At 64.6% G+C, this 13,435-nt stretch carries 15 protein-coding genes; 9 read left to right on the forward strand and 6 right to left on the reverse strand.

Going from position 1 to position 13,435, the window contains the following annotated elements; genetic code table 11:
* Genes ACSQ3P_RS09070 through ACSQ3P_RS09100 form a run of 7 tightly spaced genes read left to right on the forward strand, consistent with a single transcriptional unit; the run spans position 1 to position 6,239 of the window.
* Positions 1 to 402 (forward strand): DUF4260 domain-containing protein, encoded by a 402-nt coding sequence (locus tag ACSQ3P_RS09070; RefSeq protein WP_436165273.1) that lies wholly within the window; start codon positions 1 to 3, stop codon positions 400 to 402.
* 6 nt (positions 403 to 408) lie between these two features.
* A complete protein-coding gene (locus ACSQ3P_RS09075) occupies positions 409 to 1,506 on the forward strand; it encodes a microcin C ABC transporter permease YejB (protein ID WP_436165274.1) in 1,098 nt (365 codons plus the stop codon).
* A gap of 4 nt (positions 1,507 to 1,510) precedes the next feature.
* A complete protein-coding gene (locus ACSQ3P_RS09080) occupies positions 1,511 to 2,686 on the forward strand; it encodes an ABC transporter permease (RefSeq protein ID WP_436165275.1) in 1,176 nt (391 codons plus the stop codon).
* Positions 2,687 to 2,720: 34 nt separating this feature from the next.
* Positions 2,721 to 2,963, forward strand: coding sequence for a hypothetical protein (locus tag ACSQ3P_RS09085; RefSeq protein ID WP_436165276.1), 243 nt, complete (start codon positions 2,721 to 2,723; stop codon positions 2,961 to 2,963).
* Entirely contained in the window at positions 2,960 to 3,400 is a 441-nt protein-coding gene (locus ACSQ3P_RS09090; RefSeq protein WP_436165277.1) for a type II toxin-antitoxin system VapC family toxin, read from the forward strand. Before ACSQ3P_RS09085 ends, ACSQ3P_RS09090 begins: the two co-directional genes overlap by 4 nt.
* Entirely contained in the window at positions 3,391 to 5,019 is a 1,629-nt protein-coding gene (locus tag ACSQ3P_RS09095; RefSeq protein WP_436165278.1) for an ABC transporter ATP-binding protein, read from the forward strand. The genes ACSQ3P_RS09090 and ACSQ3P_RS09095 overlap by 10 nt, the downstream gene beginning before the upstream one ends.
* 2 nt (positions 5,020 to 5,021) lie before the next feature.
* Entirely contained in the window at positions 5,022 to 6,239 is a 1,218-nt protein-coding gene (locus ACSQ3P_RS09100; RefSeq protein ID WP_436165279.1) for a phosphopentomutase, read from the forward strand.
* Between the two features lie 3 nt (positions 6,240 to 6,242).
* On the opposite strand, the gene ACSQ3P_RS09105 is transcribed toward ACSQ3P_RS09100, so the two are convergent.
* Both ACSQ3P_RS09105 and ACSQ3P_RS09110 read right to left on the reverse strand, forming a co-directional pair.
* The gene (locus tag ACSQ3P_RS09105; protein WP_436165280.1) at positions 6,243 to 7,700 is read right to left on the reverse strand and encodes a methyl-accepting chemotaxis protein; all 1,458 of its coding nucleotides are present in this window, start codon (positions 7,698 to 7,700) and stop codon (positions 6,243 to 6,245) included.
* A complete protein-coding gene (locus tag ACSQ3P_RS09110) occupies positions 7,697 to 8,074 on the reverse strand; it encodes a hypothetical protein (RefSeq protein ID WP_436165281.1) in 378 nt (125 codons plus the stop codon). The genes ACSQ3P_RS09105 and ACSQ3P_RS09110 overlap by 4 nt, the downstream gene beginning before the upstream one ends.
* Before the next feature lie 191 nt (positions 8,075 to 8,265).
* On the opposite strand from ACSQ3P_RS09110, the gene ACSQ3P_RS09115 reads away from it, so the two are divergent.
* A complete protein-coding gene (locus tag ACSQ3P_RS09115; RefSeq protein WP_310158483.1) occupies positions 8,266 to 8,694 on the forward strand; it encodes a TadE/TadG family type IV pilus assembly protein in 429 nt (142 codons plus the stop codon).
* Between the two features lie 36 nt (positions 8,695 to 8,730).
* Positions 8,731 to 10,443 (forward strand): pilus assembly protein TadG-related protein, encoded by a 1,713-nt coding sequence (locus ACSQ3P_RS09120; RefSeq protein WP_436165282.1) that lies wholly within the window; start codon positions 8,731 to 8,733, stop codon positions 10,441 to 10,443.
* 111 nt (positions 10,444 to 10,554) lie between these two features.
* On the opposite strand, the gene ACSQ3P_RS09125 is transcribed toward ACSQ3P_RS09120, so the two are convergent.
* The 4 genes from ACSQ3P_RS09125 to ACSQ3P_RS09140 form a co-directional block, all read right to left on the reverse strand.
* Complete coding sequence (locus ACSQ3P_RS09125; protein ID WP_069693962.1) at positions 10,555 to 10,959, reverse strand: low molecular weight phosphatase family protein; 405 nt, start codon at positions 10,957 to 10,959, stop codon at positions 10,555 to 10,557.
* Between the two features lie 47 nt (positions 10,960 to 11,006).
* Positions 11,007 to 11,480: a UPF0262 family protein gene (locus ACSQ3P_RS09130; protein WP_310158485.1), complete on the reverse strand. Its 474-nt coding sequence runs from the start codon at positions 11,478 to 11,480 to the stop codon at positions 11,007 to 11,009.
* A 163-nt stretch (positions 11,481 to 11,643) separates the two neighbouring features.
* Positions 11,644 to 12,936 carry a histidinol dehydrogenase gene (gene hisD / locus ACSQ3P_RS09135; protein WP_436165283.1) on the reverse strand — a complete coding sequence of 431 codons (1,293 nt, stop codon included), beginning with the start codon at positions 12,934 to 12,936 and terminating at the stop codon, positions 11,644 to 11,646.
* 33 nt (positions 12,937 to 12,969) lie between these two features.
* Positions 12,970 to 13,416, reverse strand: coding sequence for a DUF2948 family protein (locus ACSQ3P_RS09140; protein WP_436165284.1), 447 nt, complete (start codon positions 13,414 to 13,416; stop codon positions 12,970 to 12,972).
* Positions 13,417 to 13,435 lie beyond the last annotated feature (19 nt).

A 13,435-nucleotide genomic window follows, 5' to 3' on the forward strand; every position in this document is an offset into this window, starting at 1 on the left:
ATGGCGGCGGTCATGCAGGGCCATGTCACGGGAGTCCCAAACCTGCTCCTGCGCCTCGAAGGCGTCCTGCTCGGCGGGCTCAGCGTCTGGCTCTTTGCCAGCACGGGCGTTTCATGGTGGCTGTTCGCCGGCCTCATCCTGGCGCCTGATCTCGCCATGCTGGGCTATCTCTCCGGCCCGCGGCGAGGTTCGGCGCTCTACAACGCCGCCCATTCCCTGATCGGCCCGGCCCTGCTGGGAATTGCCGCCACGGCTTCGGGGTCCACCATGATGCTGGCTCTGGCCCTGATCTGGGCCGCGCATGTCGAATTCGACCGGGCGCTCGGCTATGGACTGAAATATGCTACGCGTTTCGCTGACACTCATCTCGGCGTTATCGGCTCAGCCAGAAGGACCGAGTGAACCGGCATGCTGAGCTATATCGCGAGACGTATCGCCTTGATGGTGCCGACGCTGTTCGGCATCCTGCTGATCTCATTCATCATCGTGCAATTCGCGCCCGGCGGGCCGGTCGAGCGCGTGATCGCGCAATTGCAGAATCCGGCGGCCGGAAGCGCGTCGGATCGCGTCGGCGGCGGCCAGGGCGGCGATGCCGGCGCACAATTGGGCGGCGACTCGAACTCCGCCTATCGCGGCGCGCAGGGGCTCGACCCAGCTTTCATCAAGGAGCTCGAAAAGCAGTTCGGCTTCGACAAGCCGGCGCATGAGCGCTTCCTCAAGATGCTCGGCGACTACATCCGCTTCGATTTCGGGCGCAGCTATTTCCGCGATGCGCCGGTGCTGCAATTGATCAAGGAGAAGCTGCCGGTCTCGATCTCGCTCGGCCTGTGGATGACGCTGCTGTCCTATGCGATCTCGATCCCGCTCGGCATCCGCAAGGCGGTGAAGGACGGTTCGCGCTTCGACACGTGGACCAGCGCGGTCGTGATCGTGGGTTATGCCATCCCAGGATTCCTCTTTGCGATCCTGCTGATCGTGCTCTTCGCCGGCGGCTCGTTCTGGCAGATCTTTCCGCTACGCGGGCTCCACTCGGAGAACTGGGCGCAGCTCAGCCTGTTCGGCAAGACCATCGATTATCTCTGGCACATCGCCCTGCCCGTGACGGCGATGGCGCTGGGCGCCTTCGCCACCTCGACCCTTCTGACCAAGAACTCCTTCCTCGACGAGATCAGGAAGCAATATGTCCTGACCGCCCGGATGAAGGGGCTCTCCGAGCGCGGTGTGCTCTACGGCCATGTCTTCCGCAATGCCATGCTGATCGTGATCGCCGGCTTTCCCGGCGCCTTCGTGCATGCGCTCTTCGCCGGCTCATTGCTGATCGAGACGATCTTCTCGCTCGACGGCTTGGGGCTCCTGTCCTTCGAGGCGATCGTCAACCGCGACTACCCAGTCGTCTTCGCCAATCTCTACATCTTCTCGCTGATCGGCCTCGTCGTGCACCTCATCACCGACCTGACCTATACCTGGGTCGACCCCCGCATCGATTTCGAGACGCGGGAGGCCTGAGACGATGAGCGACACGCTGATCGACGCGCCGCCGCCAGCCTTGCGCAGCCATGCGCCGCTGGCCCCGCTGGAGGCAAGCCAGGGCTGGCTCAAGCTCTCGCCGATCAACCGGCGCCGACTGAACAACTTCAAGGCCAATAAGCGCGGCTGGTGGTCGCTTTGGATCTTCCTGACGCTGTTCGTACTCTCGCTCTTCGCTGAGTTCATCGCCAACGACCGGCCCTTGATCGTGCGCTACAAGGGCGAATGGCTGTTCCCGGTCGCGGTGAACTACCCTGAGGAAAAGTTCGGCGGCTTCCTGGCCACGACGGACTATCGCGACCCGGTGATCGCTAAGGAGATCACAGCCAACGGCTACGCGGTCTGGCCCCTGATCCGCTACAGCTACCGCACACATAATCTCGATCTGCCTGTGCCTGCGCCGGCGCCGCCGACCTGGCTGCTCAAGGACGAGCAATGCCGCGTCATCGCGCAGCGCAGCGGCGGCACGGGCTGCCGCGACCTCGAATGGAACTGGCTCGGCACTGACGACCAGGGCCGTGACGTCGTCGCGCGGTTGATCTACGGCTTCCGCATCTCGATCCTGTTCGGGTTGATCCTGTCCTCGATTTCCTCCGTGATCGGCATCGCGGCGGGTGCCATCCAGGGTTATTTCGGCGGCTGGACCGATCTGATCTTCCAGCGTGTCATCGAGATCTGGACCTCGATCCCGGCGCTCTATTTGCTGATTATCGTGGCAGCGATCATCACGCCGAGCTTCTTCGTTTTGCTCGGCATCCTCCTGCTGTTCTCATGGGTCGCGCTTGTCGGCGTGGTGCGGGCCGAGTTCCTGCGGGCGCGCAATTTCGAATATGTCCGCGCCGCACGCGCGCTCGGCCTCTCCAATCGCGCCATCATGATCAAGCATCTCCTGCCCAATGCGATGGTCGCGACGCTGACCTTCCTGCCCTTCATCCTGAACGGCTCGATCACCACCTTGACCTCGCTCGACTTCCTCGGCTTTGGCCTGCCGCCCGGCTCGCCCTCGCTCGGCGAATTGCTGGCGCAAGGGAAATCGAACCTGCAGGCGCCATGGCTCGGCCTCTCGGGTTTCGTCGTGATCGCGCTGATGCTGTCGCTGCTGATCTTCATCGGCGAAGCGGTCAGGGATGCGTTCGACCCGAGGAAGACGTTCGCGTGAGGTGTGGTATGATTTGGACTCAAGAGGCCAAGCCATGAACAAGATCGTGCGCGATCACTATCCGGTATCGAAACTCCCTCACGAACTGCGCGAGGCGGTCGGCAATGTTGTGTCTGTGCGGCTGACGCTTGAGCCGGTCGATCAATCATCCAGTAATTGCACTCGCGCCGCTTTGGAGTGTGCGAAGAGCCTGCGTCGGTCTGGTAAAATTCGGGCGGTAACGTCGCAGGAAGCAGTCACAAGGATCCGAGAACTTCGCGACGAGTGGGATTCGTGAGTCCGACCGCGTTGACGTTGGCCTATCTGGATACCAATGCGACTATCCGATTTGTCGAGGGCGAAGGCGATCTCCTCGATGATCTCCTTGCGCGCGTGCAACGAAGTTCCCTTCGCCTTTATACAAGCGAATTTACACTTGCGGAGGTTCTGGTCGCGCCCTTGCGAGACGAGCGCACCGAACTGATCGATATCTACGAAAGCATTTTGTCAGTTGGAGGCGATCTGGAAGTCGTGCCTGTTGATCGCGACGTTTTAAGAGAAAGCGCGCGTGTGCGCGCAACACTCGGCAACAGAGGCCCTGATGCAATCCATATCGCAACGGCGATCCGATGCGAGTGCACGGTCTTTATCTCATCAGACCTGAGACTGCAGCTGCCTGAAGCTATGCGGCGACTGAGTGCGGACGACGTAAGCGATATCGAGGCTTGGATATGACCCTCCTCTCCGTCCAGGATCTCTCCGTCGCCTTCCGCCAGGGCGGGCGCGAGACGCTGGCCGTCGACCGCGTCTCCTTCCAGATCGCCAAGGGCGAGACGCTGGCCATCGTCGGCGAGTCGGGCTCGGGCAAGTCGGTCTCGGCGCTCTCGATCCTGAAGCTGTTGAACTACCCCTCCGCGCATCACCCCTCCGGCAAGGTGATGTTCAACGGCCAGGACCTGATCGCGGCCGATGAGGATGCCATGCGCAAGGTGCGCGGCAACGACATCACCATGGTGTTCCAGGAGCCGATGACCTCGCTCAACCCGCTGCACACGATCCAGCGGCAGATCGGCGAGATCCTCGAGCTGCACAAAGGCCTGCGCGGCGACAAGGCGCGTGCCCGCACGCTCGAGCTCCTGGCGCTGGTCGGCATCCGCGATGCGGAAAGTCGATTGGAGGCCTATCCGCACCAGCTTTCCGGCGGACAGCGCCAGCGCGTGATGATCGCGATGGCGCTCGCCAACGAACCCGAACTGCTGATCGCCGACGAGCCCACGACCGCGCTGGACGTCACGGTGCAGGCGCAGATCCTCAAGCTGCTGAAGGAGCTTCAGGGCCGGCTCGGCATGGCGATGCTGTTCATCACCCATGATCTCGGCATCGTCCGGCGCATCGCCGACAGGGTCTGCGTCATGCTCAAGGGTCAGATCGTCGAGCAGGGACCAGTCGGCGAGATCTTCGGCAATCCCCGGCACGACTACACCAAGCGGCTGCTCGCAGCCGAGCCGAAGGGCCGCCCGGCGCCGGTCGCAGAAGGCGCCGCCACGCTGCTCGAAGCCGGGCCGATGAAGATCTGGTTCCCGATCAAATCCGGCTTCCTGCGCCGCACCACCGGCCATGTGAAGGCGGTCGACGGCATCACGATCAAGGTGCGCGAGGGCGAGACGCTCGGCGTCGTCGGCGAATCCGGCTCCGGCAAGACGACGCTCGGCCTCGCCATCCTGCGCTTGATCTCCTCGGAGGGGCCGATCGTCTTCCTCGGCGACCGTATCGACGGACTCGCCAGCGCCGCCGTCCGGCCGAAACGCCGGGATCTCCAGGTCGTCTTCCAGGATCCTTATGGCTCGCTCTCGCCGCGCATGTCGGTGGCCGAGATCGTGGCCGAGGGCCTGACAGTACAACAAAGCGAGCTGAGCTATGCCCAGCGGCGCGAGATCGTCGCCCGCGCCCTTCACGATGTCGGGCTCGATCCGAGCGCGATGGACCGCTACCCGCATGAATTCTCCGGCGGCCAGCGCCAGCGCATCGCGATTGCGCGCGCCATGGCGCTCGACCCGAAATTCGTCGTGCTGGACGAGCCCACCTCGGCGCTCGACATGTCGGTTCAGGCGCAGATCGTCGAATTGCTGCGCGACCTCCAGGCCAGGCGCAAGCTTGGCTATCTCTTCATCAGCCACGACCTCAAGGTCGTGCGGGCGCTCTCGCACCGGGTCGTGGTGATGCAGAACGGCCGGGTTGTCGAGGAGGGGCCGGCCGAGGAGATCTTCGCCCGACCACGCGAGGCCTATACCCAGGCCCTGCTCGCAGCAGCGCTCAACCTCGAACCTGCCGGCGTCGCCGCCGTGAGGGAATGAGCATGGCCCGCGCCATCCTGATCGTGCTCGATTCCGTCGGCTGTGGCGCGGCGCGGGACGCGCATCTCTACGGCGATACCGGTGCCGATACGCTGGGGCATATCGCGCAAGCCTGTAGCGATGGCAGGGGCGACCGTGCGGGCCTGCGCACGGGGCCGCTCAAATTGCCCAATCTGGTGCGGCTCGGACTTGCCCATGCCTGCGAGGCCTCCACCGGCAGCTCCCTTGCCGGCATCGCCAGACCTGTCGCTCCCGAATGCCAATACGGCTATGGCGTCGAGATCAGCCAAGGCAAGGACACGCCGTCCGGCCATTGGGAGATCGCCGGCTGCCCCGTGCCGTTCCAATGGGGCTATTTCACCGCGCTGGAGAATTCCTTCCCACCCGATCTGGTCGCAGCGATGGTCGAGCAAGGCGCCCTGCCCGGCATCCTTGGCAACAAGCATGCGTCCGGCACCGCGATCATCGATGAGCTCGGCGAGGAGCATGTCCGGACGGGCAGGCCGATCTGCTACACCTCGGTCGACTCCGTGCTCCAGATCGCAGCCCATGAGGAGCTGTTCGGACTGGAGCGGCTTTACGAGCTCTGCCGCAAGACCCGCCTTCTCGTCGACCCGCTGAAGATCGGCCGCGTGATCGCAAGGCCCTTCCTGGGGACGGTAGAGGACGGCTTCAGGCGCACCGGGAACCGCAAGGATTTCGCCATTCCGCCACCTGACGAGACCTTGCTCGACCGGCTGGCGGCTCAGGGGCGCACGATCATCACCGTCGGCAAGATCGGCGACATCTTCGCGCATCGCGCAACCGGCGAAGAGATCAAGCCTTTTGGCAATGCCGCGATGTTCGAGGCCGCGCTGGAGGCGTTGGAGCGCCTGCCCGATGGCGGCTTCTGCTTCGTCAACCTCGTCGATTTCGACAGCGAATACGGCCATCGCCGCGACGTGCCGGGCTATGCCGCCGCGCTGGAAGCCTTCGACGCGGCGCTGCCGCGCCTGGAGGCCAGGCTGAGACCTGGCGATATCGCGATGATCACCGCCGATCATGGCAACGATCCGACCTGGCCGGGCACGGACCATACGCGCGAGCACACACCGATTCTTGCTTTCGGGCCCGAGCTGGCGCCGGGCCCGATCGGCCGGCGCGAAAGTTTCGCCGATATCGCGGCGACGCTGGGAACCTGGCTCGGCATCGGCGCTGTGGGGCCTGGCCGCCCCTGGTAGCGTTCAGGCCGCCGCGACCAGGGTGCAGAACGCCGCGACCTCATGACGGATGCTGTGCGCCTGCGCGGCAAGCGCATCGGCCGCTTCCTGCAATTGCTCCGCCGCATCATGCGTGCGTACCGTCATCAGCTCGAAATTGCCGACGACGCCGACCCCGCGCCTGGCACCCTCGAACGAAAGCTGGACCTGGCGCGCGATCTCCGCGGTCGCCCGATCCTGCTCATGGACCGCGACCGCGATCGCCTCGGCCACTTTCTCGACCTCGCCCATGGCCCCGACGATGTCGCGGATGGCCTTGAGCGAGCGCTGCGAGGCGATCTGCATCGCATGGATCTGGCCTGAGACTTCGTCGGTGGCGCGAGCGGTTTGCGCCGACAATGTCTTCACTTCGCTGGCGACAACCGCGAAGCCGCGCCCCATCTCGCCGGCACGCGCCGCCTCGATCGTGGCGTTCAGCGCCAGCATGCTGGTCTGCGCCGCAATGCCGCGAATGATCTCGACGACGGCGCCGACATTCTCGCTGTTGCGGGCAAGCTCCTCGATTTCATCGCTGGCGCGGCGCGCGAGATCGGCTGCGTTCTTGGAACCATCGAAGGAATGCGAGACGTTTCGGCCGATCTCACCGATCGATTCCGCGAGCTGACCGCTCGCATTGGCGAGCTGATCGATGCCGCGCGTCGTTGCGTCCGCGGCCTCCGAGACCAACGCCATCTGCTGGCGCGCCTGATCCGACGTGCCGGTCAGTTCGCGCGACCCGCCCTGCATGGTCTCGGCCGAGCGATCGAGCACCGCCATGGCCCGCTCCATCTGGGAGCGGAAGTTCTGGACGATCTCGCGCAACGCCTCCGCGCGCCGCCCGAGCTCTTCCGCCTGACGCTTTTCGCGTTCGCCCGCCATCCGCTCGCGCTCGGCAATCTCGTTGGCGCGCTGCAGACTGTTTTCGTTGGTCGCGAACATGCGTCCCAGGATCACGGCAAGAGCCGCCAGGAACACGGTTTCGATGATGACGATCACGGCGTGCATCAGCACGCGCAGGAGGCTGCCACCCTGATAGAACACCGCCGACGGCAGGATGTATTGCAGGGCGAGGTGGTGCAGCGCGGTCAAGGCGGCGCCCATCATGATGGGGCGCCAGTCGCAGAAACCGGCGAGCAAGGCCAGGACCGCGAAATAGTACATATGCGTGTCGGGCTGCCAGGGATGGCCGGCGAAGCTATAGACCAGCATCGAGACCTGGCCGATCAGCACGATCGCGATGACGAGTTGCGTGACGATGGCGACACCGCAGCGCATGTAGAGCAGCAAGGCGCCCGCAGCCAGCAGGAAGGCACAGGACGCCGGCAGCGGGATGTCTCCACCGCGGAACCAGATGCTCAGCGCCAGGATCGGCACGTGCAGGAATGCGAGCCCCAGCAGTACGCGCGCGACGGCGACGCGAATGCCCGTCAAGGTCCAGATCATAGGGATGGTTCCACAGACGCGCCGGAATCGAGACAGCCGGCGAGTCCATCGAGCGCCAGCATAAGCAAGGCACCTCGCGGCCTGGCAGTCTCGGCACCGGCTTCAGCAGCAGCCGCGATCACGATGAAAGACGAAATGCCGCCGCGCAGGACGCGATGCCCGGCAGCAAGGCTTCGCGCCACGGCGTCCTGCTGCGGCATCCATGGTGGGAAGATGATCGCCTGCGGCACGGCCCGGTCGGTCGGGGCCTGAGGCAAGCTGAGCACGGCAGCGAGGCTGACAGCCATGAGAGTCAGCGCCACGACGCAGCCATCCCACAGGGCCGCAACCCGCCCGCTATTGGCGGAGGCTCCGATCAGGCTTCCCGATGTCATGGGACGTAGGTTTCTCCGGGACGCCAAGGTTTCTGCGCGTTTCCGGATGAAGTGGGGCCACTCCCGTAAAGTTTTACTTAAAGATGAAGGCAAAGCCTAACCGCGATGATTTTTAACGCCGCCGTTTACTATTTTTAAGAGGTTGAAGATTACAACTGTAGATAGTATTTAAATACCGGAAGGTGCATCCCATGTGGACCTCAGCAAACCGGTTCCGTCGGAACGAAGCCGGCACGAGCGCGGTCGAATTCGCGATGATCGCGCCTGTACTTCTTCTGATGATCTTCGGCATCATCGGCTACGGCTACGTTCTGGGCATTTACCACGGCATCCAGCAAGTCGCCTCCGAAGCCGCGCGCGCCTCTGTTTCCGGGGTAAATGACACCGAGCGCGACCAGATCGCACGTGCTTTCGTCACGGCGAACGCATCCTCCTACGCTTTCATCGATCCGGCCAAGGTCAGCGTGACGACGGCCCAGGGTGGCGCGCCGCAGCAGACCTTCACGGTCGCGGTCGCCTATGACATGTCCGGCACGCTCTTCCAGAGCCTCGCTTCGCTTGTTTCATTACCACCACCTACGGTTGTACGTCGAGCCGTTATCCAACGCGGCGGCTATTAACCCAGATCTTTGCTCTCGCCCCCGCAGGAGGCCGTGATGAATCGCAGCTTCAAAGCCTTTGCCAAGAACGAGCGCGGTGGCGCAGCCTTGCTCTTCGCTGCCGGGATCTTCGTCCTATTCGGCTTTGGTGCGATGGCGGTCGATGTCGGCAGCTTCTTCTATGAGAAGCGGCGGCAGCAGACCGCCAACGACCTCGCGGCGCTTGCAGCCGCGGCGGATCTGCCGCGCGCCAAGGCTGCCGCGCAGGCCACCGCCGGCAGCAACGGTTACCCGGCCAACACCGTCCTGGCCGTGCAGACCGGCATCTACAACGCCGATGCGACCATACCGGTCAATAACCGCTTCACGCCCAGCACGGGAACGACAGCCAACGCCGTCAAGGTCGAGATGCGCGGCGTCACGCAGATGCTGCTCGGCCGCGTTCTCGCGGCTAGCCCATCAAGCACGACGGCCCAGGCCAATACGACGCTGGCGAGCTTCTCGAGTGGCGATGTGCCGATCGGCAGCAGCGCCATCGCGGTACAGGATGCACAGGCCGCCTTCGCGATCGGCTCGCGGCTGGCGCAGCTGGACGGCGGTCTCCTGAACAGCCTGCTCAGCTCTCTCCTGGGCAGCAGTGTCTCCCTCTCCGTGATGGACTACAACGGGCTGGCGCAAGCGCGGATCGACCTGTTCACATTCTCCAAATACCTGGCCGTGCGCGCGAATCTGTCGGCCGTGACCTATGACGACGTGCTGAAGGCCAATGTGAAACTCGGCGACGTGCTTTACGCCGCTCAGCAGGCCGCGCGCGACAACAGCACCAGCAGCGTGACGGCGAACGACGCGCTCTCGCGGTTGGCTACGACGACGGCCAGCTCGACCCAGCGCGTCGACCTGACCAAGCTCATCTCGTTTGGCCCCTACGGCCAGACAGCACTATCGCTGCCGGGGCCGATCGTGGCTTCGCTTACGGCGCTGGACCTCGTCTCGGCCGTCGCCCAGATCTCCAATGGCACGCGCCAGATCGACACAGGGCTTTCCATCAACATCCCGGGCCTCGCGGCGGTCTCGCTCAAGCTCGCCATCGGCGAGCGGCCAGTGGGCACAAGCCTCGTCAGTGTCGGGCGGGTGGGCGCGACCGTCCACACCGCCCAGACCCGCCTGCTGCTGACGATCAACCTCGTCGGCAGCGGACAAGCCTCGCTGGTAAGCCTGCCGCTCTATATCGAGCTCGCGGCCGCGACAGCGCGTCTCTCCAGCGTGCAATGCAACGCCGGCGACGTCACCACCTCCCGCGTCACGCTCGGCGTGACACCAGCTGTGGTCGACGCCTGGATCGGGCAGGTCTCGCTGGCCGATTTCAACAATTTCAGCACGGCTCCGAACCCACCCGCCGCCGCGGTCCTGAATGTCCTTGGACTCTTCAAGGTGACGCTGCGGGCGCACGCGACCATGACAAACCTGGCCGAGACGCCGGTGAGCTTCACCTATCCGGAGATCCTGCGCGGCGACAAGCGCACGACCTCGACGCAGGATTTCATCGCGACCCTGCTGTCACGCCTCTTCGGCGATCTCGTGATCCGGCTCGACCCGCTGGGACTGGACCTCGGCGGCGTCGGCAACCTCGTCGGCAGCATCGTCACGGCAGCGGCGACCCCGATCGACCAGTTGCTCACCGGGGTGCTCGGAACGCTCGGCATCGGCCTCGGCCAGGCCGATAGCTGGGTCACCGGCGTGCGCTGCGGCGGCTCCCTGCTGGTGCGCTAAGAGCGTTTTCGAGCGAAGTGGCCGCCGGTTCGCGTAAAGAAAACGCGTTAAAGTAAAAAGCTTGAAGCCATTTCCGATCCAATCAGGTCGTAAAAGGCTTCAAAGGCACTCTCAGGCCCTCAACCTGTCCTTGATGCGCCGCATCAGCCCGTCGCGCACCTCGCGATAGGCCTCCAGCACCTGCTCGCGCGAGCCCTGCACGACGGTGGGGTCGATCGTCGGCCAGTATTCGACATCGGCGGCGACCGTACGCGTCAGATCGAGCGCTTTGTGGTGGGCTTCCGGCGAGAGCGAAACGATCAGGTCGAAATTCAACCCCTCCCACTCTTCGAGCTCCTCGACCGATTTCGGCTTGTGCTTGTGTGCGTCGATGCCGATCTCGTCGAGAACCGTGAGCATGAAGCCATCGACCTCGCCCCGCCTGGCTCCGGCCGACTGGACATAGATCGATTTGCCGAAGAAGTGCTTGGCCATAGCCTCGGCCATGGGTGAGCGCACCGCGTTCTGCGCGCACATGAACAGCACACTTTGAACCTTGCGCGGGGCGGCGGGCTCCACCCTCCTCAGCCCTTCCAGTGCAACGCGTAGATCAGGGTGAACAGCCGCCGCGCCGTATCGAAATCGATCTCGACCTTGCTCGCGAGACGGTCCACCAGGATGTGCGCCGCCTCGTCGTGCAGGCCGCGCCGGCCCATATCGATCGACTCGATCTGCGAGGGCGTGGCGGTGCGGATGGCGGCGTAATAGCTCTCGCAGACCAGTGCGTAGTCCTTGATGATGCGGCGCAGCGGCGTCAGCGAGAGATGATGCGCGACGACGGGAACGCCGTCGGCCTGCCGGATGTCGAAGACCAGCCGGCGCTCGACCAGCGCCAGATGCGCCAGATAGGGCCCGCCGTCATGGCTGGGAAGCGCAAAGCGATTGCGCTCGATCAGATCGTAGATCGCGACTGCACGCTCATGCTCCTGATCCGGCGAGCCACGCCCAAGCGAGGCTTCGTCGAGGGTGACGCCGATCAGGCATTTCGTCTCCGACATGCTGTCTCCGATCGAAACGAACGGCGCTAGAGCCGGATGATGTCAGATGGAATCACGCAGTGATCCCATCTGACATCTGAATCCGTCTCTCATCTAAAAGAGAGAGCGGGATCAATGCGAAAAACCAGTGCCCACTTCGCTCGAAAACGCCCTGGGACATATTTCACAGATTCAGTCTGATCGTCACGGAACGACCATGCGCCTGCAAGCCCTCCGCTTCGGCAAGCCGGACGGCGGCCGGCGCAAGCGCGCGCAGCGCCTCAGGCCCGCATTGCAGCAGCGAGGTTCGCTTCATGAAATCGAGAACGCCGAGCCCGGAGGAAAACCGGGCCGAGCGCGCCGTCGGCAGGACATGGTTGGGCCCGCCGACATAGTCGCCAATGGCCTCGGGCGTGTGGCCGCCGATGAAGATCGCGCCTGCATTGCGGATCCTGGCCGCAAGGCGTTCGGGCTCGGACGTCATGATCTCGAGATGCTCGGGCGCGAGGCGATCGACCAGCGGGATCGCCGCCTCAAGATCCGCGACCAGCAGGATCGCGCCGTAATCAGCCCAGCTCTTGCCGGCGATCTCGGCACGCGGCAGCGTCGCAAGCTGCGCCACGACCGCCTTCTCGACCTCGTCGGCCAAACCGGCATCGTCCGTCATCAGGATCGACTGGGCCGAGACGTCGTGCTCGGCCTGGGCCAGCAGGTCGGCGGCGATCCAGTCGGGATTCGCCGAACCGTCAGCGATGACCAGCACCTCGGAAGGACCGGCGATCATGTCGATGCCGACCTGCCCGAAGACGCGCCGCTTGGCTGCGGCGACATAGGCGTTGCCGGGGCCGACGATCTTGGAGACCGGGGCGATCATCGCCGTGCCATAGGCGAGAGCGGCTACGGCCTGCGCGCCACCGATGCGATAGACCTCGTCGACGCCGGCGAGCCGCGCCGCAGCCAGCACCAGCGGGTTGGTTTCGCCGCGCGGGGTCGGCGCAACCATCACCACCCGGTCGACACCGGCGACCTTGGCCGGAACAGCGTTCATCAGCACCGAGGACGGGTAGCTCGCCGTACCGCCCGGCACATAGAGTCCGACCGCCTCGATCGCACTCCAGCGCCAGCCGCTCGCGACCCCGGCCTCGTCCGTGAACCAGGCATCCTGCGGCTTCTGGCGCAGGTGATAAGCCTCGATGCGCGCGCGCGCCGTTTCCAGCGCTGCGAGCTGCTCGGGCGGGCAAGCTTTGACGGCGGCATCGATCTCCGCCTCAGAAACGCGCAGGGCCTGCGGCGTCAGGTCGAGCCCGTCGAAGCGGCTGGTATAGGCGATGAGCGCTGCGTCGCCCCGGGCGCGGACCTCGGCGATGATGTCGGCGACGACGCGGTCGACCTCCTCGGAGACCTCGCGCTTGGCGCCCAGCAGGTTCTGAAAATCCTGCTCGAAGCGTGCATCCCTGTCGTCGAGCCTGATCGGCATCGCAAAACCTTAAGAGCTATGGCGTGGAAGAGGTCAGGCGCCGTTGGGATGGTCGGGCGTCGCGACCGCTTCCCAGACCGGGCCGAGATCCTTCATCTGAGCTTCGATGCATTCGACGTCGAGCCGGATCGCGGCGCCGTCCGAGAAGTGCAAGGTGACGTCGCCAGTCGGGCCGTCGCGCTCATCGAAGGTGATTGCCAGCAGGTTCAGGACCGTGCCCGGGGCGGCTGTGTCGATCCCGGTGCTGCGGGCCGCGGTGACCCGTTCGAAATGCAGAGCGGCGAGACGCCGCCGGCGCTGCCCGGCCTGCGCGCCCGCCCAGTCGAACCGGCGCGCCGCGAGCGCGAAACGCTTTTCGCCCGGAAGATAAGTGATATCCGCCACCTTCAGGACAGCATCCTGGAGATGAGCGGACAGGATCGCGAGATCGTCAGCGTCGAGTGCGATCAGCTTCAGCGGGTCTGCGGCGTCAATCGGCATCGCGATGTTCTGGCGAGGC

The organism is Allobosea sp. LjRoot9 (assembly GCF_964252745.1).
GTDB lineage: Bacteria > Pseudomonadota > Alphaproteobacteria > Rhizobiales > Beijerinckiaceae > Allobosea.

What these genes read in the sequence shown, in the direction of transcription:
- ACSQ3P_RS09070 (WP_436165273.1), top strand. Translation starts at nt 1, where the DNA reads ATGGCGGCGGTCATGCAGGGCCATGTCACGGGAGTCCCAAACCTGCTC.
- ACSQ3P_RS09075 (WP_436165274.1), top strand. Translation starts at nt 409, where the DNA reads ATGCTGAGCTATATCGCGAGACGTATCGCCTTGATGGTGCCGACGCTG.
- ACSQ3P_RS09080 (WP_436165275.1), top strand. Translation starts at nt 1,511, where the DNA reads ATGAGCGACACGCTGATCGACGCGCCGCCGCCAGCCTTGCGCAGCCAT.
- ACSQ3P_RS09085 (WP_436165276.1), top strand. Translation starts at nt 2,721, where the DNA reads ATGAACAAGATCGTGCGCGATCACTATCCGGTATCGAAACTCCCTCAC.
- ACSQ3P_RS09100 (WP_436165279.1), top strand. Translation starts at nt 5,022, where the DNA reads ATGGCCCGCGCCATCCTGATCGTGCTCGATTCCGTCGGCTGTGGCGCG.
- ACSQ3P_RS09105 (WP_436165280.1), bottom strand. Translation starts at nt 7,700, where the DNA reads ATGATCTGGACCTTGACGGGCATTCGCGTCGCCGTCGCGCGCGTACTG.
- ACSQ3P_RS09110 (WP_436165281.1), bottom strand. Translation starts at nt 8,074, where the DNA reads ATGACATCGGGAAGCCTGATCGGAGCCTCCGCCAATAGCGGGCGGGTT.
- ACSQ3P_RS09115 (WP_310158483.1), top strand. Translation starts at nt 8,266, where the DNA reads ATGTGGACCTCAGCAAACCGGTTCCGTCGGAACGAAGCCGGCACGAGC.
- ACSQ3P_RS09120 (WP_436165282.1), top strand. Translation starts at nt 8,731, where the DNA reads ATGAATCGCAGCTTCAAAGCCTTTGCCAAGAACGAGCGCGGTGGCGCA.
- ACSQ3P_RS09125 (WP_069693962.1), bottom strand. Translation starts at nt 10,959, where the DNA reads ATGTGCGCGCAGAACGCGGTGCGCTCACCCATGGCCGAGGCTATGGCC.
- ACSQ3P_RS09130 (WP_310158485.1), bottom strand. Translation starts at nt 11,480, where the DNA reads ATGTCGGAGACGAAATGCCTGATCGGCGTCACCCTCGACGAAGCCTCG.
- hisD (WP_436165283.1), bottom strand. Translation starts at nt 12,936, where the DNA reads ATGCCGATCAGGCTCGACGACAGGGATGCACGCTTCGAGCAGGATTTT.
- ACSQ3P_RS09140 (WP_436165284.1), bottom strand. Translation starts at nt 13,416, where the DNA reads ATGCCGATTGACGCCGCAGACCCGCTGAAGCTGATCGCACTCGACGCT.